Origin of the sequence: Stenotrophomonas sp. 3diitr2024 (genome assembly GCF_042136455.1) — a bacterium.
Classification (GTDB): Bacteria; Pseudomonadota; Gammaproteobacteria; order Xanthomonadales; family Xanthomonadaceae; genus Stenotrophomonas; species Stenotrophomonas sepilia.
Genome location: NZ_JBHHMJ010000534.1, coordinates 1 through 22518, shown reverse-complemented (window position 1 = coordinate 22518; position 22518 = coordinate 1). Strand labels below are relative to the sequence as shown.

General features: G+C 66.7%; 19 protein-coding genes. 13 read left to right on the top strand and 6 right to left on the bottom strand.

Annotated elements, in window-relative coordinates; translation table 11 throughout:
- Positions 1-226: 226 nt before the first annotated feature.
- The 4 genes from ybaL to ABGA94_RS13695 form a co-directional block, all read right to left on the bottom strand.
- Positions 227-1924 carry a YbaL family putative K(+) efflux transporter gene (gene ybaL / locus ABGA94_RS13710; RefSeq protein ID WP_375367550.1) on the bottom strand — a complete coding sequence of 566 codons (1698 nt, stop codon included), beginning with the start codon at positions 1922-1924 and terminating at the stop codon, positions 227-229.
- Between the two features lie 192 nt (positions 1925-2116).
- Positions 2117-2998: an XVIPCD domain-containing protein gene (locus ABGA94_RS13705; RefSeq protein WP_005418536.1), complete on the bottom strand. Its 882-nt coding sequence runs from the start codon at positions 2996-2998 to the stop codon at positions 2117-2119.
- Positions 2999-3007: 9 nt separating this feature from the next.
- The gene (locus ABGA94_RS13700) at positions 3008-3316 is read right to left on the bottom strand and encodes a hypothetical protein (RefSeq protein ID WP_005418535.1); all 309 of its coding nucleotides are present in this window, start codon (positions 3314-3316) and stop codon (positions 3008-3010) included.
- 278 nt (positions 3317-3594) lie between these two features.
- Positions 3595-5982 (bottom strand): TonB-dependent siderophore receptor, encoded by a 2388-nt coding sequence (locus tag ABGA94_RS13695; protein ID WP_065178907.1) that lies wholly within the window; start codon positions 5980-5982, stop codon positions 3595-3597.
- Positions 5983-6316: 334 nt separating this feature from the next.
- Here ABGA94_RS13695 and ABGA94_RS13690 point away from each other — a divergent pair, with 334 nt between their 5' ends.
- Positions 6317-8182 carry an ABC-F family ATP-binding cassette domain-containing protein gene (locus tag ABGA94_RS13690; protein ID WP_005418533.1) on the top strand — a complete coding sequence of 622 codons (1866 nt, stop codon included), beginning with the start codon at positions 6317-6319 and terminating at the stop codon, positions 8180-8182.
- A 74-nt stretch (positions 8183-8256) separates the two neighbouring features.
- Here ABGA94_RS13690 and ampR read toward each other — a convergent pair whose 3' ends face one another.
- Positions 8257-9120 (bottom strand): LysR family transcriptional regulator AmpR, encoded by an 864-nt coding sequence (gene ampR / locus ABGA94_RS13685; protein ID WP_111127268.1) that lies wholly within the window; start codon positions 9118-9120, stop codon positions 8257-8259.
- A gap of 173 nt (positions 9121-9293) precedes the next feature.
- Between ampR and blaL2 the strand changes: the two genes are divergently transcribed.
- From blaL2 to ABGA94_RS13665, 4 genes are all read left to right on the top strand, one after another.
- Positions 9294-10208 (top strand): L2 family extended-spectrum class A beta-lactamase, encoded by a 915-nt coding sequence (blaL2, locus tag ABGA94_RS13680; protein ID WP_005418531.1) that lies wholly within the window; start codon positions 9294-9296, stop codon positions 10206-10208.
- A gap of 84 nt (positions 10209-10292) precedes the next feature.
- Positions 10293-11522: a cation:proton antiporter gene (locus ABGA94_RS13675; protein WP_065178906.1), complete on the top strand. Its 1230-nt coding sequence runs from the start codon at positions 10293-10295 to the stop codon at positions 11520-11522.
- A gap of 104 nt (positions 11523-11626) precedes the next feature.
- Entirely contained in the window at positions 11627-13183 is a 1557-nt protein-coding gene (locus tag ABGA94_RS13670) for a glycosyltransferase family 39 protein (RefSeq protein ID WP_134956125.1), read from the top strand.
- A 59-nt stretch (positions 13184-13242) separates the two neighbouring features.
- Positions 13243-13884, top strand: coding sequence for a hypothetical protein (locus ABGA94_RS13665; RefSeq protein WP_053501011.1), 642 nt, complete (start codon positions 13243-13245; stop codon positions 13882-13884).
- A 133-nt stretch (positions 13885-14017) separates the two neighbouring features.
- Here the strand turns inward: ABGA94_RS13665 and ABGA94_RS13660 are convergent, their stop codons facing one another.
- Positions 14018-14764: a DUF3011 domain-containing protein gene (locus tag ABGA94_RS13660; RefSeq protein ID WP_375367547.1), complete on the bottom strand. Its 747-nt coding sequence runs from the start codon at positions 14762-14764 to the stop codon at positions 14018-14020.
- Between the two features lie 158 nt (positions 14765-14922).
- Here ABGA94_RS13660 and aspS point away from each other — a divergent pair, with 158 nt between their 5' ends.
- From aspS to ABGA94_RS13620, 8 genes are all read left to right on the top strand, one after another.
- A complete protein-coding gene (aspS, locus tag ABGA94_RS13655) occupies positions 14923-16674 on the top strand; it encodes an aspartate--tRNA ligase (protein WP_134956123.1) in 1752 nt (583 codons plus the stop codon).
- 16 nt (positions 16675-16690) lie between these two features.
- A complete protein-coding gene (locus ABGA94_RS13650; protein ID WP_005418522.1) occupies positions 16691-17011 on the top strand; it encodes a hypothetical protein in 321 nt (106 codons plus the stop codon).
- A 31-nt stretch (positions 17012-17042) separates the two neighbouring features.
- Positions 17043-17564 carry a GNAT family N-acetyltransferase gene (locus ABGA94_RS13645; protein WP_005418521.1) on the top strand — a complete coding sequence of 174 codons (522 nt, stop codon included), beginning with the start codon at positions 17043-17045 and terminating at the stop codon, positions 17562-17564.
- A 75-nt stretch (positions 17565-17639) separates the two neighbouring features.
- Positions 17640-18272 (top strand): triacylglycerol lipase, encoded by a 633-nt coding sequence (locus ABGA94_RS13640; protein ID WP_032954421.1) that lies wholly within the window; start codon positions 17640-17642, stop codon positions 18270-18272.
- A 175-nt stretch (positions 18273-18447) separates the two neighbouring features.
- Positions 18448-19179, top strand: a complete 732-nt coding sequence (locus ABGA94_RS13635) for a YebC/PmpR family DNA-binding transcriptional regulator (RefSeq protein ID WP_005418519.1) — start codon at positions 18448-18450, stop codon at positions 19177-19179.
- Between the two features lie 105 nt (positions 19180-19284).
- Entirely contained in the window at positions 19285-19806 is a 522-nt protein-coding gene (ruvC, locus tag ABGA94_RS13630) for a crossover junction endodeoxyribonuclease RuvC (protein WP_005418518.1), read from the top strand.
- 13 nt (positions 19807-19819) lie between these two features.
- Positions 19820-20413: a Holliday junction branch migration protein RuvA gene (ruvA, locus tag ABGA94_RS13625; protein ID WP_005418517.1), complete on the top strand. Its 594-nt coding sequence runs from the start codon at positions 19820-19822 to the stop codon at positions 20411-20413.
- A 49-nt stretch (positions 20414-20462) separates the two neighbouring features.
- Positions 20463-22382, top strand: coding sequence for a potassium transporter Kup (locus ABGA94_RS13620; protein ID WP_032954420.1), 1920 nt, complete (start codon positions 20463-20465; stop codon positions 22380-22382).
- The last annotated feature ends 136 nt before the right edge of the window (positions 22383-22518 follow it).

The window sequence follows — 22518 nt, the reverse complement described above, 5'->3', positions numbered from 1 at the left end:
GCGGCGACCGAGCTTACATGGGTGAGGGCGCTTTGCTTGCGAAGCACTGCTTCGCAAGCGCCCGAACGCACAGCCGCCAGCGGCTGGGCCGGGCCCCGGAGGGGTACTTGCAGCGGCCCCTGCAAGCGGACCCACCCCGCCATCCCACGGATAGTCAGCTTTTGCCTTTGCCTTTGCCGTTGCCTTGGCAGGTGCAGGGCTGCAAGCCCCGCCGCAAGCACACCCCTCATACCACCGGAATGCTGTGCTGCCCCAGATTCCGGTACGGCGGCGTGGACATGACCATCTCCGCCAGCGAATAGGCCAGCTCGCGCTCGGCCATCACCGTGCCATCGGCACCATGCTCCAGCAGATGCTTCACTTCGGCATCGCTGTGCGCACGTGCCAGCAGGGTCAGGTCCGGGTTGATCGCACGCAGCTTGGCCAGTGCCTCGCCGGCTTCCAGCGGCTGTGGGATCGCCAGCACTGCGATCTTGGCCCGCTCCGGATGGGCCTCGGCCAGCACCCGGTCGGCGGCGGCGCTGCCACGGATCGCTGCCAGGCCCCTGGCGTGCGCCTGCTCGACGTGCTCTTTGTTGTCATCGATCACCAGCACCGGCACGCCGCGATCGCGCAGTACCTGGGCCAGCTCGCTGCCCACCCGGCCATAGCCGATCACGATGGCATGGTCATGCAGGTCGCGCGACGGGCCGGTCCCCTCCTCCGGCTCCGGCGTTTGCGGCTGCTTTTCCTGCTTGGCCTGCCATCGGTCGAGCAGGCCGAACACCAGCGGGTTGAGCATGATCGATACCAGCGCGCCGGCCAGCACCAGCGACTGGCCTTCCTTCGGCAGGATCTGCAGCGCCACGCCGAGGCCGGCGATTATGAAGGCGAACTCGCCGATCTGGGCGAGGCTGGCCGAGATGGTCAGCGCAGTGCTGGTCGGGTGGCCGAACGCACGCACGATGAAGAACGCGGCTGCCGACTTGCCGAACATGATGATCAGCACCGTGGCCAGCACCTGCCACGGATGCTGGACGAGGATGTTGGGGTCGAACAGCATGCCGACCGAGACGAAGAACAACACCGCGAACGCATCGCGCAGCGGCAGCGAATCGTGCGCGGCCTTGTGGCTCAGTTCCGATTCGTTGAGCAGCATGCCGGCGAAGAACGCGCCCAGCGCGAACGAGACGCCGAACAGCATCGCCGAGCCGAACGCCACCCCCAGCGCGATTGCCAGCACCGACAGGGTGAACAGTTCGCGCGAACCGGTACCGGCGATACGTTCGAGGATCCAAGGGATGACCCGGCGCCCGACCACCAGCATCACCGCCACGAACAGGCCCAGCTGCACGAAGGTCCAGCCGATGTCGGCCAGCACGCTGCCCAGCGAGTGCGACTCCTTGGCCGCGTCGGGGCCGAACACACCGGCCATCACCGGCATCATCACCAGTGCCAGCACGCAGGCCAGGTCTTCCACGATCAGCCAGCCGACCGCGATCTTGCCGCGCATGGTTTCCAGCAGACGGCGTTCCTCCATCGCCCGCAGCAGTACTACGGTACTGGCCGTGGCCAGCGAGAAACCAAAGATGACGCCGTGAATGGCCGGCCAGCCCATCAGCGAGGCCACGCCCCAGCCGAGCAGGGTGGCCACCGCGATCTGGCCGATGGCGCCGGGGATGGCGATGGCCTTGACCGCCATCAGGTCCTTCAGCGAGAAGTGCAGGCCGACGCCGAACATCAGCAGCATCACGCCCAGTTCGGCCAGCTGGTTGGCCAGCGCCTGGTCGGCGACGAAGCCGGGGGTGAACGGGCCTACGCAGATGCCAGCAACCAGGTAACCGACCAGGGGAGACAAGCGGAGCTTGTTGGCCAGCGCGCCGAAGATGAAGGCGAGCCCCAGGCCAACGGCCACGATGTTGATCAGGTCGGTGTCATGGTGCATCGGCACTCGCAGGAAATCGGGGGTGCCCCGATTTTCACCGATGAGGCCAGATACGGCAAACCCGGCCAGCGTATCGGATCGTTGCGTGGGCGGCTTGTACGGGCGAGATATCAAGCCTTGTTGAGAGATGGCAGGCCCTAGCGGGCCGAATGGTGCCTACCTATGGGGGGCTCCAGGCGTAGCCGTCGATGATCACACCATCTGCCGGCGCTGGGTCTCTTCAAGGGCAGGCTCGGCCTGCTGCGGCGAGGCGGCCAACTGCTTGTCCAACTGATGAATCTGCCGCAGCGACTCCGCAACGGATGGCTGAAGGGCCGTTTCAATGTTGATGGGGGCACGCAGATGGCCCGGGTCATCCAAGGCTCCTTGAATGACGAAGATGTTCTCCGGCCTTGGGGGCTGACCAGTCGGCAAGCCCAATACCACATGGTCGATCCGTTCCAGACCTTGTGCCCGGGCAAGTTGGGTGAGGCTGGCCGCCATGCGTTGGCTGGATTCATCAGATGTGCGACCCAGCGATGCGTCCAGCGCATGGACGCCGGCGAGTGCCTGCTGGTGAAGCGATGCCGAGGCATCGCTCAGCGATGGGATGCTGGTTTCCGGCCGTTCGGTTGCCGGTTGCGGCTGCGAAGGACTGGTGGGCCGCACGCGCTCTGCCTTGCGAATGGACTCGATCAGCTCCCGCGGCGTATCGGTGAACAGCAGTTCGCCTGCATCCAGGGACTGCCCAGTAACCTTGTTCACGGTACTGGTCGCCCACGATGCGCAGGTATTGCCATATGACCAGGTGACATTTTCGCCCAAGGCCTGGTCAAGTCGCTTGACCTGCTCGGGAGTCAATTCGTAATAGCGTGAGGCCGAAGATGTGGCCCGGGCTTCCATGCCTTCGCGGATGTCCGAACCTGGACCATTGTCCTCAACGAGTGGATGGTTGTCTGGCCACAGGCCATGGAACGTCGTATGGCCGTTTCGCGTCACCGAGATCCAGGCGTGGCCGTCCACGAACTGATTGAACGACCCCTGTGTATTGGGGTCTACGTGACTATGGATGCCGAGGACGACCTTGTCGCTCATGGAATGCCCTTACGGAAAAATCTGTGTTTCGCCATCGGCGTACAGCATCACCACGCGCGGCGCCATCAAGGGAATTTCCTGACGGGCCGGGCCAGCAGGTCCGGGCTTCACGTCGCGCCGCAGCATGGTTGTGCATTGGCCGGATATGGGACAGCGATCGACAACGACTTTCATGGTGTCCCCTTCCACGACATAGCTCATCCCTGCCGCGTAATACATGCTTTCCATCGGTTCATTGAACTGGACCTGGAGCTTCGACGCGGAGAGCTGGGTGACGACGACCGGCTCAAGGCTCGATTTGGAATAGCTGGGTTTCACGTGATCTCCTGAACACCCTGACAGGGGGGCCGCCAGCGCAACCCACGCGAGCGCAGCGTACACATGGCGGCGAGTGATGCAGGCTCTCGTCACGGAGCGGCTCCTTCGTTGGTCCGCTGATTATGCACGGGACGGCCTATGAGGCGCGTGCAACAGAGCACAGCCTGGAAACCGGGTGCAGGAGCTGGCAACGTATACGGTCAGGACCGCGCCTGCCCCGAGGTCGCCGGCGGGTGTGTGGAGCAGCGCCGGGCAGGGCACGGCGCCCCCATTACCGCTTACCAGGTGTACTTGATCCGCCCGTACACATACGCGCCATTGAAGCCGAACGGCGAGTAGTTGCTGTACGGCAGCATGCCGAAGGTGGAGTTCTGCAGGTCTTCGGTGCGGTCCGGGTACTTGTCCAGCAGGTTGTCGGCGCCCACGGTCAGGGTCCAGTTGCTGCTCGGCTTGTAGCTGGCCGAGGCATCCACCACCCAGGCATCGCCGTAGGTCTGGTCGCGCAGCGCGGTGGCCGAGTTGCGCACGGTGAACTTGCCGTAGCGGGTTGCGGCCAGGCCCAGTTCCCAGTGGTCCGAACGCCAGGTGCCGCTCAGGATCGCCTTGTCGCGCGGGTAGCTGTCCTCGATGCGACCGATCTCATCACGGCCGATCAGCGACTGGGTCAGGCCCAGGGTGCCGAACACCGCCGGAGTGCCGCCGACGCGGCGCACTTCGGTGTCGTTGTAGCTGTAGGCGGCGGTCAGCTCCAGGCTGCTGGCGCTGAACGGCACCGTGTAGCTGGACACGAAGTCGACGCCACGGGTGCGCGTATCCAGGCCGTTGGTGAAGTACGAGAACGCAGTCACCTGCGGCAGGCCCAACCCGGCCAGCAGGGCACTGGATGCCGCGTTGGTAGTGATGCTGGACGACAGCGCGATGCGGTCATCGATGTCGATCTGGTACGCATCGACGGTGATGTACAGGCGGTCGACCGGCTGCAGTACCAGGCCCAGGCTGTAGGAGGTGGAGGTTTCGGCCTTCAACGGCGAGGCGCCCAGCGCCTGCGCGGCCGGGCTGGTGGTCGGGAAGGTGCCACGCTCGACGAACACGCCATTGAGGAACTGGCTGGTCACCGCCTGGTAGCCCTGCTGCGCCAGCGACGGCGCACGGAAGCCGCTGGAGGCGGTGGCACGCAGCGCGACCTTGTCGGTGAACGCATAGCGCGCCGACAGCTTGCCGGAGAAGCGGTCGCCGAAGTCCGAGTAGTCCTCGTAGCGGCCGGTGATGCCGGCCGAGAACTTCTCGGTCAGGTCCGCTTCCAGGCCCGCATAGACCGCGTAGTTGTGGCGGTCGGCATGCACTTCATTGGTCGGGGTGAAGCCGGCGAAGCCCTGCGCGCCGCTGCCGGTGTACGAGTTCAGTTCGCCCGGGTTCTGGTCCCACTTCTCCTTGCGGTACTCACCGCCGAAGGACAGCGTGACCGGGTAGGCAAGGCCCCAGTCCAGCGACTTGGTCAGGTCGGCGTTGAAGATGTCCTGCTGGTACTTCAGCGTGCCGTCGTAGAACGAGCGCGGGCTGGTCGCACCGAGGCTGTAGTTGATGCTGTTGCGGGTGTGGAAATCGAGGGTGTTCTCGCCGTGGTTCAGGCTCAGGTCCCAGGTCCAGCCGCTGTCGGTGTTGCCCTTGACCCCGGCCACCAGCGAGCGGTCCTTGGAATACTGGTTGATCTCCGGCACGTAGCCGTCCGGATAGGTCTGCGCCAGCAGCGCGCTCTGCCCGCTGTGGTTGCGCGAACGGTAGAACGCAAACGAGGTGATGTCGCGATTGCTGAGCAGCGCGCTGGCGTAGCCGGTCACGTGGTCGCTGAAGTCGAAGCTGGCGTTGGCCGACGCAGCAGTGGCATCCACGCGCGGGTCGCCGACGATGAAGGTCTTCTGGCCGATGCTGGGGAAGTTGCCGGTGTTCGGCGTGGTGCCGCGGTACGGGCCGGCGCGGTTGCTTTCATCCTGCTGGCTGATCTGGCCGGCCACGTGCACGCGGCCTCGGCCGTTGCCGAACTCGACGCCGGTATCGCCGGAAAGCTGGTACTTGTTGCCGTCGCCGGCGGAGTACTGGCCGTAGTCCACGGCCAGGCTGCCGCCACTGCCGCTGCCCTTGAGCACGATGTTGATGACGCCGGCAATGGCGTCCGAGCCGTACTGCGCCGACGCGCCGTCGCGCAGCACCTCCACGCGCTCGATCGCGGCGATCGGGATCGCGTTGATGTCCACCGCAGACGAGCCACGACCGATGCTGCCGTTGACGTTGATCATCGCTGAGGTGTGGCGGCGCTTGCCGTTGACCAGCACCAGCACCTGGTCCGGCGACAGGCCGCGCAGTTGCGCCGGGCGCACGCCGCTGGTGCCGTCGGTCAGTGCCGGGCGCGGGAAGTTCAGTGAGGGCAGGGCGCGTGAAAGGGCGGTGGCCAGTTCGCTGGTGCCGGTGGACTGCAGCGCTTCGGGGGTGATGATGTCGATCGGCGACTGCGATTCGGCGACGGTGCGGTCGGCCACGCGGGTGCCGGTGACGATCACGGTGTCCAGGGTGTTGGCGGCGGTGCCGGCCTGCTGGGCGGCGGCGACGAACGGAGAGCCACCGAGTGCGACAGCGACGGCGGCGGCGATCAGGCTGGTCTTGCGGGTCATCGGGATGGGCTCCGGTTGGCGGGGGCGGCACCGGAATCGACATCACGGGGGTGAGGCGGACGGCGGTTGTTGCGGTGCGCAATACAGCAATTAACGGGATATTCAGTGCCTGTCAAATGCCGGTCATCGGAAAAAACGTTGCAGCAGCAACCATTTAGCCCGGACAGGCATCGGCGGGGAGGAGACCCGGGACGCGCGCGGCGAGGACGTGGGAGAGAGGAACGTCGGCCACTGCGCATCCCGGGACGCGTCAAGTATTCGTTAACGCTAGAATTGCGTCGCAGGAACAGTGCTCACCAGCACATTCCATCCGGTTATATGGACCCCTTCCCCGATGATCTCCCTTCGTAATTTCGCCTTGCGCCGCGGCGAGCGGCTGCTGTTGTCCAATGTCGACCTGACCCTGCACGCCGGTTACCGGGTAGGTGTGGTCGGCCGCAACGGTGCTGGCAAATCCAGCCTGTTCGCGGCGGTGAAGGGCGAACTGGAGGCCGACAAGGGTGACGTCGACCTGCCCGGCAAGGTCCGTATCGCCAGCGTGGCCCAGGAAACCCCGTCGCTGCCGGACCCGGCGCTGAGCTTCGTGCTGGGCGGCGATACCGAGGTGGCCGCGGTGCTGGCCGAAGAGGCCGAGGCGACCGCCCGCGAAGACTGGGAGGCGGTGGCCAACGCACACACGAAGATGGCCGAGATGGGCGCCTACGACGCCGAAGCGCGCGCCGGCAAGCTGTTGCACGGCCTTGGTTTCCCGGCCGAGACCCACCACCGCGCGGTGTCCTCGTTCTCCGGTGGCTGGCGCGTGCGCCTGAACCTGGCCCGCGCGCTGATGATGCCCAGCGACCTGCTGCTGCTCGACGAACCGACCAACCACCTCGATCTGGACGCGGTGTACTGGCTGGAACAGTGGCTGCTGAAGTACCCGGGCACCCTGCTGCTGATCTCGCATGACCGCGAGTTCCTCGACAACGTGGCCACCCACACCCTGCACCTGCACGGCGGCGGCGCCAAGCTCTACCCGGGCGGCTACACCGATTTCGAGCGCCAGCGCGCCGAACAGCTGCGCCAGCAGCAGATCGCGCACGAGAAGGAGCAGGCCGAGCGTGCCCACCTGCAGAGTTTCATCGACCGCTTCAAGGCGCAGGCCAGCAAGGCCGCGCAGGCGCAGAGCCGCATGAAGCGCCTGGCCAAGCTGGCCGGCACCGAAGCGGTGCGCGCCGAACGCGAGTTCCGCATCGAGTTCGCGCCGCCGGCCAAGCTGCCGTTCTCGCTGATCCGCCTGAATCACGTCGAAGCCGGCTATGGCCAGGACGCGGTGATCCTGCACAACGTCGGCTTCGGCCTGGAAGCGGGCCAGCGCATTGGCCTGCTCGGCCCGAACGGCGCCGGCAAGACCACCCTGGTGAAGACCCTGGTGGGTGAACTGGCGCCGATCGTCGGTGAGCGCATGGCGCACCCGGACCTGAAGATCGGCTACTTCGCCCAGCACACGGTGGAGTCGCTGCACGAAGGCCAGTCGCCGATGGAGCACTTCCGCGAGATTGCCCCGGATGCGCCGAACCAGTCGTTCCGCGATTTCCTTGGCAAGTGGAATTTCCCCGGCGACCGTGCGTTCGAGCCGGTCGATGGTTTCTCCGGTGGCGAGCGCGCGCGCCTGGCGCTGGCGCTGATCGCCTGGCAGCAGCCGAACGTGCTGCTGCTGGACGAACCGACCAACCACCTTGACCTGGAAATGCGCGAAGCACTGGCCGAAGCGCTGGCCACCTTCGAAGGCGCGATCGTGATGGTCTCGCATGACCGCCACCTGATCGGCCTGGTCTGCGATACCTACTGGCGCGTGGCCGATGGCGTGGTCGAGCCGTTCGACGGTGACCTGGATGCATACGCCGCGTGGCTGCGCACCCGTCCGCAGGCGCAGGGCACGAAGGCCCGCATGGAGCAGGTGGAAGAGCCGGTGGTGGTCAAGACCGCCCCGGTGGCACAGGTGGTGCAGAAAAAGCCCGTGAACCCGCACAAGCTGGCCGCCGCCGAGGCCAAGGTGGCCGAGCTGGAAGGTGTGCTGGCCGAGCTGGACCGCCAACTCGCCGACCCGGCCAACTATGCCGATGCCAGCCGCATGGCGGTGATCGGCCGTGACCGCGAAACCGCCGCCGCGCAGCTGGAAAAGGCTGAAGCGGCGTGGATGGAGCTGCTGGAGTCGTAACTCCGCAAAAAAAGGGGACGGAGGGGATTAAGTCGTATGTGCACAAATGACTTAATCCCCTCCGTCCCCTTTTTTCATGCCTGCGCCTGCAGCCACTCGCGGAAGCGCTTGGCCGGCTCGCGCTCGGCGCGCGAACGTAGCCGCGTCAGCCAGTATCGGCCCAGCTCCAGCGTGGTGCCGAACGGCTGCAGCAGGCGGCCTTCGGCCAGTTCCTGCTCGAACATGCGCAGCGGCAGCAAGGCCACGCCGGCACCGCCGGCGGCGGCCATCGCCACCGTCAGCGAGGAATCGAACACCGGCCCACGGGCTTCCACGCCGCTGACGCCGGCCGCCTGCAGCCAGCGCGGCCATTCGTCGCTGCGATAGGAACGCAGCAACGGCAGCGTGGCCAGGTCGCGCGGCTGCTTCAGCCGCCGCGCCAATGCCGGGGCGCACAGCGGCGCGAAGGGCGCATTGAGGATCGCCGTGCAGGCCTGGCCCTGCCAGTCGCCATCACCGAAGCGGATGGCCAGATCCAGCCCCTCGCCGGCCAGGTCGATGCGGTTGTTGTGGGTCTGCAGGCGCAGCTCGATGTCCGGATGCGCGGCCTCGAATGCGGCCAGCCGTGGCAGCAGCCAACCGGTGGCGAAGGTGCCGACCACCCCCAGCGTCAGCACTTCGCGGGCCGGCCCGCCGGTGTAGCGCGCGATGCTGGCCGAGATGCGTTCGAACGATTCGTTGAGCACCGGATACAGTGCTGCGCCTTCATCGGTCAGCGCCACGCCGCGCGGCAGGCGATGGAACAGGCGGATGCCGAGCCGGTCTTCCAGACCCCGGATCTGGTGGCTCAGCGCGGCCTGGCTGACGCACAACTCGAGCGCGGCACGGGTGAAGTTCTGATGGCGGGCGGCGGCTTCAAAAGCACGCAGCGCGTTGAGCGGCAGGGTCGGGTGCAGCATCGGAAAGCCGTGAGCCAGGGTGATGGCTGATCCTACCGTTCAATAAGGAATTTCGTAAATCTCAACAAGTTGATTACGACAGACATGAGATCAACTTATGGCTTGCCTTGATTCTTCGCGCTGGTCGGCTGCAGGGGAAGCGCCAATAATCGAGCGGTCACCAGGAGAACCCTATGCTCGCCCGTCGCCGATTCCTGCAGTTCAGTGGTGCTGCCGTTGCTTCCTCGCTGCTTGCCCCGGCGTTGGCGCGAGCTGTTTCCCCATCGTCCGGCATATCCGCCGCGAACGCCGCCATTGCCGGCGCCGCCGATTTCGCCGCGCTGGAGAAAGCCAGCGGTGGCCGTCTGGGCGTCACCGTGCTGAACACCGGTAACGGCCGTCGCATCGGCGGACATCGTCAGGACGAGCGCTTCCCGATGTGCAGCACGTTCAAGTCGATGCTGGTTGCCCATGTGCTGAGCCTTGCCGATGCAGGCCGCGTTTCGCTCGACACACGTGTGCCCATCGCCGAAAAGGATCTGCTGTCCTACGCCCCGGTGGCGCGCCGCCATGTGGGCAAGGACCTGACGGTGCGCGACCTGTGCCGGGGCACGCTGACCACCAGCGACAACACGGCGGCCAACCTGCTGCTGGAGGTGGTGGGCGGGCCGTCGGCGCTGACGGCATTCCTGCGCGGGCAGGGCGACAGCGTTACCCGCAATGACCGCAACGAGCCGGACGTGAATCTGTTCGCGAAGGGAGACCCGCGCGATACCACTAGCCCGGCCGCGATGGCCACCAGCTTGGCCCGCTTCGCGGTGGGCAATGGCCTGCAGCCGGCATCGCGCCAGCAGTTCACTGATTGGCTCATCGACAACCAGACCGGCGATGCCTGCCTGCGCGCCGGGCTGGGCAAGCGCTGGCGGGTGGGGGACAAGACCGGCAGCAACGGTGATGACACGCGCAACGACATTGCCGTGCTGTGGCCGCATGCGGGCGGCGCAGCGTGGGTGGTCACCGCCTATCTGCAGGGCGCGTCGGTCGATGACGATCAGCGCGCAGCGGTGCTTGCACGGGTGGGGGCGCTGGCCGACGCGATGATCGGATGAGGTAACCGGGGTCATTCGAAAATGGCTTGCCGGATCGGTTCAGCGCGCGCATCCTGCGCGCGTTCCAACCCCACGGAAGACCCCATGAGCCATGAACTGATCTACCTGTTGCTGATCTTCGCGCTGCTGGTGATCCCACGCGCGTTGCAGCGTTTCAGTCTGCCTGCCCCGTTGACCTGCCTGCTGTTCGGCATCATCGGCATGCTCTGGCTGGGGGATCAGGCACATGATGCGGTGATCGGACTGCTGGCCACCCTGGGCATTTCCTCGCTGTTCCTGTTCGCCGGCCTGGAAGTGGATCTGCAGGCGCTGCGCCGGGGTATGTGGCCGCTGCTGGCACATCTGGTCATCCGTACCGGCACGCTGTTCGGCGTCGGCTGGTTGGCCTGGCGTTACGCAGGATTGCCGTGGCAGGCCGCCGGGCTGCTGGCGTTGGCGCTGCTGACGCCCTCCACCGGTTTCATCATGGACTCGCTGTCGCGGCTGGGCCTGAGTGAGGACGAACGGTTCTGGGTGACCAGCAAGGCCATCGCCGGTGAGCTGCTGGCGCTGGCTGCCTTGTTCATCGTGCTGCAGGCCGGCGATCCGGGGCACATGGCGCTGTCCAGCCTGGCGCTGCTGGCGATGATGGTCGGCCTGCCGCTGCTGTTCATCGCGCTGGGCCGCTGGGTGGCGCCGCACGCGCCGGGTTCGGAGTTCTCGCTGCTGGTGATGGTCGGCATGGTGGCGGCCTACATCACCTACCTGCTGGGCGTGTATTACCTGGTCGGCGCGTTCATTGCCGGCCTGGTCGCGCGCCTGCTGCACCAGCGCATGCCGCTGCTGGCCTCGCACGAGAACCTGCACGCGCTGCGCTTGTTCGCCTCGTTCTTCGTGCCGTTCTATTTCTTCAACGCTGGCACCAAGGTGCCCAGCGAAGCGTTGAGCTTCGAGGCGCTGGGGCTGGGCATCGTGATCACCCTGGTGGTGCTGCCGCTGCGCATCGGCGTGGTCTGGCTGCAGCGCCGGGTGATGTTCGGCGAGAGCTTCCGCAGCAGCCTGCGGGTCTCGCTGGCGCTGGCCCCGACCCTGATCTTCACCCTGGTGCTGGCGGCGATCATGCGCGAGCGCTTCCAGATACCCGCAGTGCTGTTCGGCGCGCTGCTGCTGTACGCCGCACTGACCACGCTGCTGCCGTCGCTGGTGTTCCGCACGCCGTTCGACGTCGATCCGGTGGAGCAGGAACCGGCGGGCGAGGGCGAGGCCGCACCGGTCGCGGCCACCGAAGTCAGCCACGCCGAGCCGCCGAAGGCGCCGCTGCCACCGCTGGGCTGAGCCGCAGCCGCGTGCAGCGGCTTGCACTCCCGCGCGTCAACACAGACACTGCGCGCCCGTGAAGCGCGCCCTGCCGTGGGCGGCCACAGCCAGGAGCAACAGGCGTGACCCAGGAAAGCAACCCAGACCGCAGCCTGTTGCCGGGCAAGATCCTGTTGTGGTTTTCGGCAATCGCGCTGCTGGTCCTGCTGGGCTGCAGCTGGTCGATGCCCCCGGTCGATGCCTCCGGTTTCCGGCAGACGCAGACTGCCCTGTCGATCGACTGGTTGCTACGGGGCGGGCCCTGGCTGGACTACGTGACCCCGGTGCTGGGCGCGCCCTGGTCGATCCCCTTCGAGTTCCCGTTCTACCAGTGGCTGGCGGCGTTGCTGTCCAGCGTCACCGGCATGAGTGCCGACAACAGCGGGCGGCTGGTCTCCACCGTCTTCCATGCCGGCTGCATCTGGCTGGTCTATCGCACGCTGCTGGCCTGGCGCCCTGACCGCACGCTGGCGCTGTGCGTGGCCGGCGCATTCGCCGTCTCACCGTACGCGCAGTTCTGGGGGCGCTCGGTGATGATGGAGTCCAGCGCGGTGTTCTTCGGCCTGCTCTTTGTCTGGGCGATGGCACGCCTGCGCAGCCAGCCGCGCGTGTGGGTGGGCCTGGTCGCCATCGTCGCGGCGGTGCTGTCGGCGGCCATCAAAGTCACCTCGTTCTTCGGCTTTGCCGCGTTCGTTGCGCTGGCCTTCCTGTGGCTGGCCCTGCACGAGCACGGCTGGCGCCCGCGGTGGCTGCAGCAGCATTGGCAGCTGCTGTTCTGGGGTGGTCTGTCCGCGCTTGCCGCGCTGGCCACGCTCAGCCTGTGGCTGCAGCATGCCGATGCGCTGAAGGCGCAGTCGGCGCTGGGCCGGCAGATCACCTCCGATGCACTGTCCACCTGGAATTACGGCACCCTGCAGCAGCGCCTGGATCCGGCTACCTGGTGGGGCACGGTGTTCAAGAAGCGCTTCTCCGGTGCGATCGGCTCCAACTGGATCTTCCTGGTCTTCGTCATCGCCGGGCTGTGGCAGAAGCGCACGCGCACGGCGGTGGGGATCCTGCTGCTGGCCTACCTGGCGCCGTTCCTGGTCTTCACCAACCTGCACATCGCCCATCCCTACTACCAGGCGGCCAATATCGTGTTCGCCACGTCGATCATCGGCCTGGTGCTGTGGTCGACGGTGCTGGCGGCCGAAGCGGCGGGCAAGCCGCGCCGTGGCGTTGCACTGGCGATCTTCCTGTGCGTGCTGTCGGTGGGCTTTGGCCTGGTGAAGTCGCTGAAGGACATCAAGGAAGCGCGCGAGCCGACACCGGTTTTGCAGATCGCCGAGGCCATCCGGACCGGCACCCCGGCGCAGGGCGTGGTGGTCGCGTTCGGTCAGGACTGGTCCTCCGAGCTGCCGTATTTCTCCGGCCGCCGTGCCGTGATGATTCCGGACTGGGCATCGGACGACGTGCTCGCATCGTTGGCTGCAGATGACGCAGCACTGGGGGGACTGCCGCTGGCCGCGCTGGTCAACTGCCCCAACCAGGTGGGCAGCAGCCCCGAGCGCGTGCAATGGCTGGCCGAGATCACCCGGCGCCATGCCGCCGGTGGCCAGAAGCAGGACGTGGGCGGTTGCGAGGTCTGGCTGCACCCCTGAAGTGACGTGGCCGGTCAGCGCGGTTTGCGCGCACCGGCCCGGGTCGTTAGGGTTGGGGCATGAGACTGCCTGCCGTTGTTGCCGCTTCCGCCCTCCTGCTCAGCCTCGCTGCCTGCTCGCAGCGTTCCGATACGGTCGCCCATGATCTGGCGACCGCACCGGCCGATGCCTTCATGGCCGCCATCGCCGCGCATTGCGGCCAGGCCTTTGAAGGCCGGGTGGTGGAGGACACGCCGGCGCCGACCGGCAAGGATCCGTTCGCCGGGCAGCGCCTGGTCATGCATGTACGCGGCTGTGCCGATCCTGCCCATGAATTGCGGATTCCCTTCCATGTGGGGGATGACCACTCGCGCACCTGGGTGCTGACCCGCACCGAAAACGGCCTGCGCCTGAAGCACGATCATCGCCATCAGGATGGCAGCGCGGATGCGATCACCCTCTATGGCGGCGACAGCACGCCACCGGGCACCGCCGAGCGCCAGCAGTTCCCGGCCGACTCCGATTCGGTGGCCATGTTCCGTCGTGCCGACATGCTGGCCTCCACGCACAACACCTGGGCGATGGAGATCGACCCCGACCAGACCTTCGTCTACGAGCTGGGCCGCCCGGACGGCCGCCGCTTCCGCGTGAAGTTCGACCTGAGCAAGCCGGTCGATCTGCCGCCGCCGCCGTGGGGTGACGACAAAGCGCCCGCACCGTGATCGCGGGGTCGGATGCCTCCTGTAAAGCGCTCCGCCCCCGGAAAGACCCCCAGTAGATCCGCGCCATGCGTGGAAGCGGGATACCTGGTCGGGTCAGAGCCCCTGCCGCTGGCCAGGGATCCGACCCCGTAACTCAACGCGTACCGAAGCGCGCCCGGCAACCGTTGCTCACCCACATCTGGCCCCGTGCGTAGCCCCAGCTGCGGCCCTCTTGGCAGGCGCTGCCGGACAGCTGCTGCTGCAGCACCGGCCGGCCCTGGCGCTCATCCCAGTCACAGTTCTGCGTGCGGTTGTTGTTGCTGCTGCAGGTGATGGAGTAGTTGCTGTTGCCGCCGCCCCAGCCACCGCCCCCGCCGCCACCCCATCCGCGAGCTTCGGCGAATTCGGCGCGGCAGCCGTTGCTGACCCACACCGCGCCGTTGCGCACCCCCCAGGTACGGCCTTCGTCGCAGGGGCTGCCGGACAGCTGGCGGACCAGGCGGGCATTGCGCCAGCCGACCGGGCAGCTGCGTTCGCGATTGTTCTGGCTCTCACAGCGGATGGTTTCGCCGGGCCGGCCGTTGTTGCCGCCCCAGCCACCGCCGTTGCCGCCGCCCCAGCCACCACGGGCCTCGACGAATTCGGCGCGGCAGCCATTGGTGACCCAGATGCTGCCATTGCGGCTGCCCCAGGTGCGGCCCTCGTCGCAGGCGCTGCCGGACAGCTGGCGGACCAGCTGCGCATTGCGCCAGCCTGTGTTGCACACGCGTTCTCGGTTGTTCTGGCTCTCGCAACGGATCACCCCGCTTTGCGCGGCGGCCGGGGCGGAGGGCAGGGCGAGCGTGGCGATGGTGCCCAGGCTCAGGGTCACGGCCAGGCGGGCCAGGGACAGCGGATTCATGGCGGCATCCCATACGGTGGCAGGTGCCTGACTATAGGGAGGGGGATGATCAAGCCGGTGTGACTGGCCGGATTTGCCCCGGCCGGGGCCTCGGCCGCAGAATACGAGGCTTTCCGGCCCCCATCCGGTGCCGGCGTTCTCCAGCGGAGCTTCCCCCAATGCGTACCCACTTCTGCGGCCTGGTCGACGAGACCCTGATTGGCCAGACTGTCACCCTCGCCGGTTGGACCGACGTGGCCCGTAACCAGGGCGGCGTCTGCTTCATCGATCTCCGCGATCATGAAGGCATCGTGCAGGTGACCGTGGAGGTCGACAACGCCGAAGTGTTCGCCGTGGCGGCTTCGCTGGGCTACGAGGACGTGCTGCAGGTGGAGGGCGTCGTGCGCGCCCGCCACGCGGTGAACGACAAGATGCGCACCGGCAAGGTGGAAGTGATCGCCACTGCCATCACTGTGCTGAACAAGGCTGCGCCCCTGCCGTTCCACGCCCACGAGAACCCGGGCGAGGAAACCCGCCTGAAGTACCGCTACCTGGACCTGCGCCGTCCGGAAATGCAGCGCATGCAGCGCACCCGCATCAAGCTGGTGCAGGCCCTGCGCCGCCACCTGGACGAGAAGGGCTTCCAGGACATCGAAACCCCGATCCTGACCAAGGCCACCCCGGAAGGCGCGCGCGACTTCCTGGTGCCGGCGCGCATGCACCCGGGCGAGTTCTACGCCCTGCCGCAGAGCCCGCAGCTGTTCAAGCAGATCCTGATGGTGGCCGGCTTCGACCGCTACTACCAGATCGCGCGCTGCTTCCGCGACGAAGCGCTGCGTGCCGACCGCCAGCTGGAGTTCACCCAGCTGGACATGGAATTCGCCTTCGTGCGCGAGCGCGACGTGCAGGACTTCGTTGAAGACATGATCCGCGCCATCTTCAAGGAAGTGGTCGACGTCCAGCTGGATGCCAGCTTCCCGCGCATGACCTGGGCCGAGGCGATGCGTCGCTACGGTTCGGACAAGCCGGACCTGCGCATCGCGCTGGAGCTGGTCGACGTGGCTGAGCTGGTCAAGGACAGCGAGTTTGCAGTGTTCACCGGCCCGGCCAACGATGCCGAAGGCCGCGTCGCCGCGCTGCGCATCCCGGGCGGTGCAGCGCTGAGCCGCAAGCAGATCGACGAGTACGCCGCGCACGCCACCAAGTACGGCGCCAAGGGCCTGGCCTACATCAAGATCGCCGACAACGGCGAAGTCAGCTCGCCGATCCAGAAGTTCTTCAGCGAGGCCTCCTTCGCTGCGCTGGTGGCCCATGTTGGCGCCGGCAACGGCGACATCGTGTTCTTCGGTGCCGGTGGCTACAACAAGGTCTCCGACTTCATGGGCGCGCTGCGCCTGAAGGCTGGCAAGGACTTCGGCCTGATCGCCGATGGCTGGGCGCCGCTGTGGGTCACCGACTTCCCGATGTTCGAATGGGATGAGGAAGAACAGCGCTACGTCGCCCTGCATCACCCCTTCACCGCGCCGGCCGTGGATGACATCGCCGACCTGCGCGCCAACGCCCGTACCGCCGTCTCGCGCGGCTACGACATGGTGCTCAACGGCAATGAAATCGGCGGCGGTTCGATCCGTATCCACCGTCCGGACATGCAGAGCGCAGTGTTCGAGCTGCTCGGCATCGGCGCCGAAGAGGCCCGTGCCAAGTTCGGATTCCTGCTCGACGCGCTGAACTACGGCGCGCCGCCGCACGGTGGCATCGCCTTCGGCATCGACCGCATCGCCGCGCTGATGGCCGGCACCGAGTCGATCCGCGACGTCATCCCGTTCCCGAAGACCACTGGTGCACAGGATCTGATGACCGACGCGCCGTCGCCGATCGTCGACGCGCAGCTGGCCGAAGTGCACATCCAGGTTCGCCCCAAGACCAACTGATCAGGAGATCCAGGCAATGACCGAGTTTGCGTTTTCGCTGGAGTGGGAAAAGCTGGGCAATGAAGGCTCCGAGGCCAACCTGGTCACCGAGCGTGCACGTGTGTTCGGTGGTTGGCTGGTCCGCGTCGGTACCAACCCGGCGGCAATGGCCCTGACCTTCGTCGCCGACGGCGAAGGCCGTTGGGACGGTGAAGACTTCGGCGTCGAGGATTACGAGGACGACGAAGAGGAAGAGTACGACGAGGACGAGGAAGGCGAGGAAGAAGACGACGAGGACGAAGAAGAGTACGAGGAAGAGGACGAGGAAGAAGAAGCGGAGTCGCCTGAAAAGGCTTGACCCCCGCTTCGCCCTGGCGTCAACTTCCTGCATGTATTCGATCCGCCGCGCCACTGTGGACGATGCGCCGACCCTGTCGGCGCTGGCCGCCCGCACATTCACCGAAACCTTCGGCCATCTGTACCCGCCGCAGGACCTGCAGGCCTTCCTGGAGGAGGCCTACACGCTCGAGCGCCAGCGCGTGATCCTGGCCCACCCCGATTACGCGGTGTGGCTGCTGGAACTGGATGGGGAAGCGGTCGGCCATGCCGCCGCCGGCCCCTGTGGCCTGCCGCATCCGGATGTGAAACCCGGTGACGGCGAACTCAAGCGCCTGTACCTGATCAAGACGCAGCAGAGCTGCGGCTGGGGTAGCCGCCTGCTGGAAACCGCGCTGGCCTGGCTGGAGCGCGAAGGCCCGCGCACGCTGTGGCTGGGCGTGTGGTCGGAGAACTTCGGCGCGCAACGCTTCTACGCCCGCTATGGTTTCGAGAAGGCCGGCGAGTACCTGTTCCCGGTCGGCGATACCAACGATCTTGAATTCATCCTGCGCCGCGCACCGCGCGCGGCCTGACGTTCACCGCCGCTTGCTGCGCGCGCGTGTTCAATCACCTCACGTTCCTGCCCCGCTGACCGCCAGGCTGTTTGCATGACTCCCCCCGTATTGCTGCTGCATGGCATCTGGAATGCCCGCGCCTGGGTCGGGCCGCTGGCCTGGCGCCTGCGCGCGCGTGGTTTCCAGGTGCATGCGTTCGGTTACTCCTCGGTGTTCGGTGGTCCCGACGTGGCGGTGCCCCAGCTGCTGGAACGGTTGGCCGACGCCGGGCCGTTGTCGCTGGTCGGCCACAGCCTGGGCGGGTTGCTGGCGCTGGAAGCGCTGCGGCGCAATCCGCAGCTGCCGGTGCAGCGGGTGGTCTGCCTGGGTTCACCGCTGCGCGGCAGTGGCACCGCACGCTCGTTGTCCGAGCACGGCTGGGGCCTGGCGCTGGGACGCAGCAGCGAGCTGCTGCTCGATGGCCTGCCGGACTGGCAGGGCAGGGCCGAGGTTGGCCTGATTGCCGGCTCGGTGCCGCACGGGCTGGGCAGCCTGCTGGGTGCCATCGACGATGCCTCCGATGGCACCGTGGCACTGGCCGAGACCCGGCTGCCGGGCCTGGCCGACCATTGCGTGGTCCGCACCAGCCACAGCGGCCTGGTGGTGTCGCCCGACGCCGCGCGGCAGACCGCGCATTTCCTGCGCCATGGCAAGTTCGACCACAGCCGCGACGCGGCGGCAGCATAGGGGCGGGGGAGGCAGGCCGCCCTGTAGAGCCGGGCCAATGCTCGGCTGCATTCCGTCGGGCCCATTGAGCCGAGCATTGGCTCGGCTCTACAACAATACGGGCCTAGACACGGTTGCAGCGCCCGATCAGGTAGAATCCGCGCCTTGATCCTGAAGCAGCCAGACGGTAGCACCCATGGGTAGAGGCCCCTCCATCGAAGCCCGCAAGAACGCGTCCGACGCGAAGCGCGGCAAGATTTTCACCAAGATCATCCGCGAGATCGGCGTTGCCGCGCGCGGCGGTGGAGGCGACCCCAACAACAATCCGCGCCTGCGCGTGGCCGTGGACAAAGGCCTGGCCGTGAACATGTCCAAGGACGTGATCGAGCGTGCCATCAAGAAGGCGACCGGTGAGCTGGAAGGCGTCGACTACGAGGAAGTCCGCTACGAGGGCTACGCCCCGGGTGGCGTGGCCGTGATCGTCGACTGCCTGACCGACAATCGCGTGCGCACTGTGGCCGACGTCCGCCATGCGTTCAGCAAGTGCGGTGGCAACATGGGTACCGAGGGCTCAGTGGCCTTCATGTTCAAGCGCCTGGGCGTGCTCAGCTTCGCCGCAGGGGCCGACGAGGAAGCCATCACCGAAGCGGCCATTGAGGCCGGTGCCGATGACATCGTGGTCTACCCCGATGACGGCTCGATCGATGTGGTCACCAGCCCTGACGCGTTCAACGCGGTGAAGGATGCGATGGCCGCCGCCGGCCATGTCGCCGACCACGCCGAGATCACCTTCCGCGCGGACAACGACATCAAGGTTGAAGGCGACGTCGCCCTGCAGGTCAAGAAGCTGTTGGACATGCTCGAAGACCTGGACGACGTGCAGGACGTGTATTCCAACGCCGAACTCGGCGCCGACGCCTACGCCTGAGCCGTCTTCGACGGCCTGGGCGCGGGCCGTTGAACGGTCACCGCGGACAGTCATGAGCCCCTACGCCTGCCAGCGCATCCCGTTCCGCCCCGCCAGGAGTGCAGCATGACCCGCATCCTCGGCATCGACCCCGGTTCGCAGCGGACCGGGGTCGGCATCATCGATGTCGATGCCGCCGGCCGCGTCACCTACGTGCACCACCAGCCACTGGTGCTGCTGGGCGCCGACGACTTCCCGCAGCGCATGAAGCTGCTGGTTCTGGGCCTGGCCGACCTGTGCCGCGAGTACCAGCCGCAGGAAGTGGCCATTGAAAAGGTGTTCATGGCCCGTAATCCCGATTCGGCGCTGAAGCTGGGCCAGGCCCGGGGCGCGGCGATCTCGGCCGTGGTGCTGCGCGACCTGCCGGTGCACGAATACGCCGCCAGCGAGATCAAGCTCGCCGTGGTTGGCCGTGGTGGCGCCGAAAAGCAACAGGTTCAACACATGGTCGGGCTCATGCTCAACCTGAAAACCAAGCTGCAGGCCGACGCGGCCGACGCGTTGGCGGTGGCGATCACCCATGCCCACGTACGGGCAACGGCCAACCGCCTGGGGCTCAGTGCCCGCCAGGCGTGGGGCCGCAAATGAGGAGCTGCACGCAATGATCGGTCGACTGCGCGGCATCGTCGCCTACAAGGCGCCGCCGTGGCTGGTGGTGGACGTGAACGGGGTGGGCTACGAACTGGAGGCGCCGATGAGCACCTTCTACGACCTGCCCGAGCTCGGCCGCGAGGTCACGCTGTACACCCACTACGCGCAGAAGGAAGACAGCGTTTCGCTGTACGGCTTCCTGCGCGAGGGGGAGCGGCGCCTGTTCCGCGACGTGCAGAAGGTCAGTGGCATTGGCGCGAAGATCGCGCTGGCGGTGCTGTCCGGCGTTTCCGTCGAGGAGTTCGCGCGCATGGTCCAGGCCGGTGACATCACCGCGCTGACCCGCATTCCCGGCATCGGCAAGAAGACTGCCGAGCGCATGGTGCTGGAACTGCGTGACCGTGCCGCCCAGTTCGGTGCCGGCGGCGCGCTGCCCACCGGCAGCGGCCCGGCCCCGGCCGACCCGCTGTCCGATGCCACCGTGGCCCTGCAGCAGCTGGGCTACAAGCCGGCCGAAGCGGCACGCATGGCCCGCGACGCCTTCAATGAAGGCGACGAAGTGGCCACCGTGATCCGCAAGGCGCTGCAGTCGGCGCTGCGCTGAGCCGCGTCCCTTTCCTTCAACGAACCGCCTGAGCGTCGCCAGGAGTCCCATGTCCAGCAGTCAAACCCCGCACGCAGCTGCCCCCGGCAGCCACGGTCACGCCCCTCCAGCAGGAGGCATGGCGCTGATCATCGGTGCGATCGGCGTGGTGTTCGGCGATATCGGTACCAGCCCGCTGTACACGCTGAAGGAGGCGTTCTCGCCACACTACGGGCTCAACAGCGACCACGACACCGTGCTGGGCGTGCTGTCGCTGGCGTTCTGGGCGCTGAACATCGTGGTCACGCTGAAGTACGTGACCATCATCATGCGCGCCGACAACGACGGCGAGGGCGGCATCATGGCGCTGATGGCGTTGACCCAGCGCACGCTGCGCAACGGCTCGCGCTCGGCCTACGTGGTCGGCATCCTCGGCATTTTCGGTGCCTCGCTGTTCTTCGGCGACGGCGTGATCACCCCGGCGATATCGGTGCTGGGTGCGGTGGAGGGCCTGGAGGTGGCCGCGCCGGGCCTGCATGCCTTCATCGTGCCGATCACGGTGGTGGTGCTGTTGATGGTGTTTGCGGCGCAGCGCTTCGGTACCGAGAAGATCGGCAAGGCCTTCGGCCCCATCACCTCGGTCTGGTTCATCTCGCTGGCGGCGATCGGCATCTACAACATCGTCGATGCGCCGGAAGTGCTCAAGGCGTTCAACCCCTGGTGGGCGATCCGCTTCTTCATGGAGCACAGCTGGCATGGGATCTTCATCCTCGGCGCAGTGGTGCTGGCGGTGACCGGTGGCGAGGCGCTTTACGCCGACATGGGCCACTTCGGCGCCAAACCCATCCGCCACGCCTGGTATTTCTTCGTGCTGCCGTGCCTGGTGCTGAACTACCTGGGGCAGGGCGCACTGGTGCTCAACCACCCCGAGGCGCTGAAAAACCCGTTCTTCGAGGCGGTGCCGCCGTGGGCGCTGTACCCGATGATCATCCTGGCCACCATGGCGGCGGTGATTGCCTCGCAGTCGGTCATCACCGGTGCGTTCTCGGTCTCGCGTCAGGCGATGCAGCTGGGCTACATCCCGCGCATGCGCATCAAGCACACCTCGCACGACACCATCGGCCAGATCTACATCCCAGGCATCAACTGGGGCATCGCGGTAATGGTGATCGGCCTGGTGCTGGCCTTCCGCAGCTCGTCCAACCTGGCAGTGGCCTACGGCATCTCGGTGTCGGCCACCATGCTGATCGACACCCTGCTGCTGGCCCTGGTGGCCCGGTCGCTGTGGCCGAAGGCGCGCAAGTGGATCCTGCCGCTGTGCGTGGTGTTCTTCATCATCGACCTCGGCTTCGTCATCGCCAATGGTGCCAAGCTGCTTCAGGGCGCCTGGTTCCCGGTGGTACTGGGCATCTTCCTGTTCACCATGATGCGGACCTGGCGCCGTGGCCGCGAGCTGCTGCGCGATGAGATCCGCAAGGACGGCATCCGCCTCGATACCTTCCTGCCTGGGCTGATGCTGGCACCGCCGGTGCGCGTGCCGGGCACTGCAGTGTTCCTCACCGCCGACCCGACCGTGGCCCCGCATGCGCTGATGCACAACCTCAAGCACAACAAGGTGCTGCACGAGCGCAACGTGTTCCTGCACGTGGAGACCCTGCCGATCCCGTATGCGATGGAGGGGCAGCGGCTGAAGATCGAATCGGTGGGCGACGAGTTCTACCGCGTCTACGTGCGCTTCGGCTTCATGGAGACCCCGGACGTGCCACTGGCGCTGATGCGCTCGTGTGACCACGGTGGCATCTACTTCGACCCGATGGACACCACCTTCTTCGCCAGCCGCGAAACCATCGTGGCCACGGCCAACCGCGGCATGCCGATCTGGCGCGACAAGCTGTTCGCGCTGATGCACCGGAATGCCGCGCCGGCCACGGGCTTCTTCCGTATTCCCGGCAACCGCCTGGTCGAACTCGGGGCCCAGGTCGAGATCTGAGGTCTGGTAGTGCCGGCCGCTGGCGGGCATCCGCCGCACCACCGGTGTTCATGGGGTTGCCGGCCAGCGGCCGGCACTACCGTGCTTCCGGCCCCGGAATGCAACTATTTACCGCATAATCACGGCATGACCGACG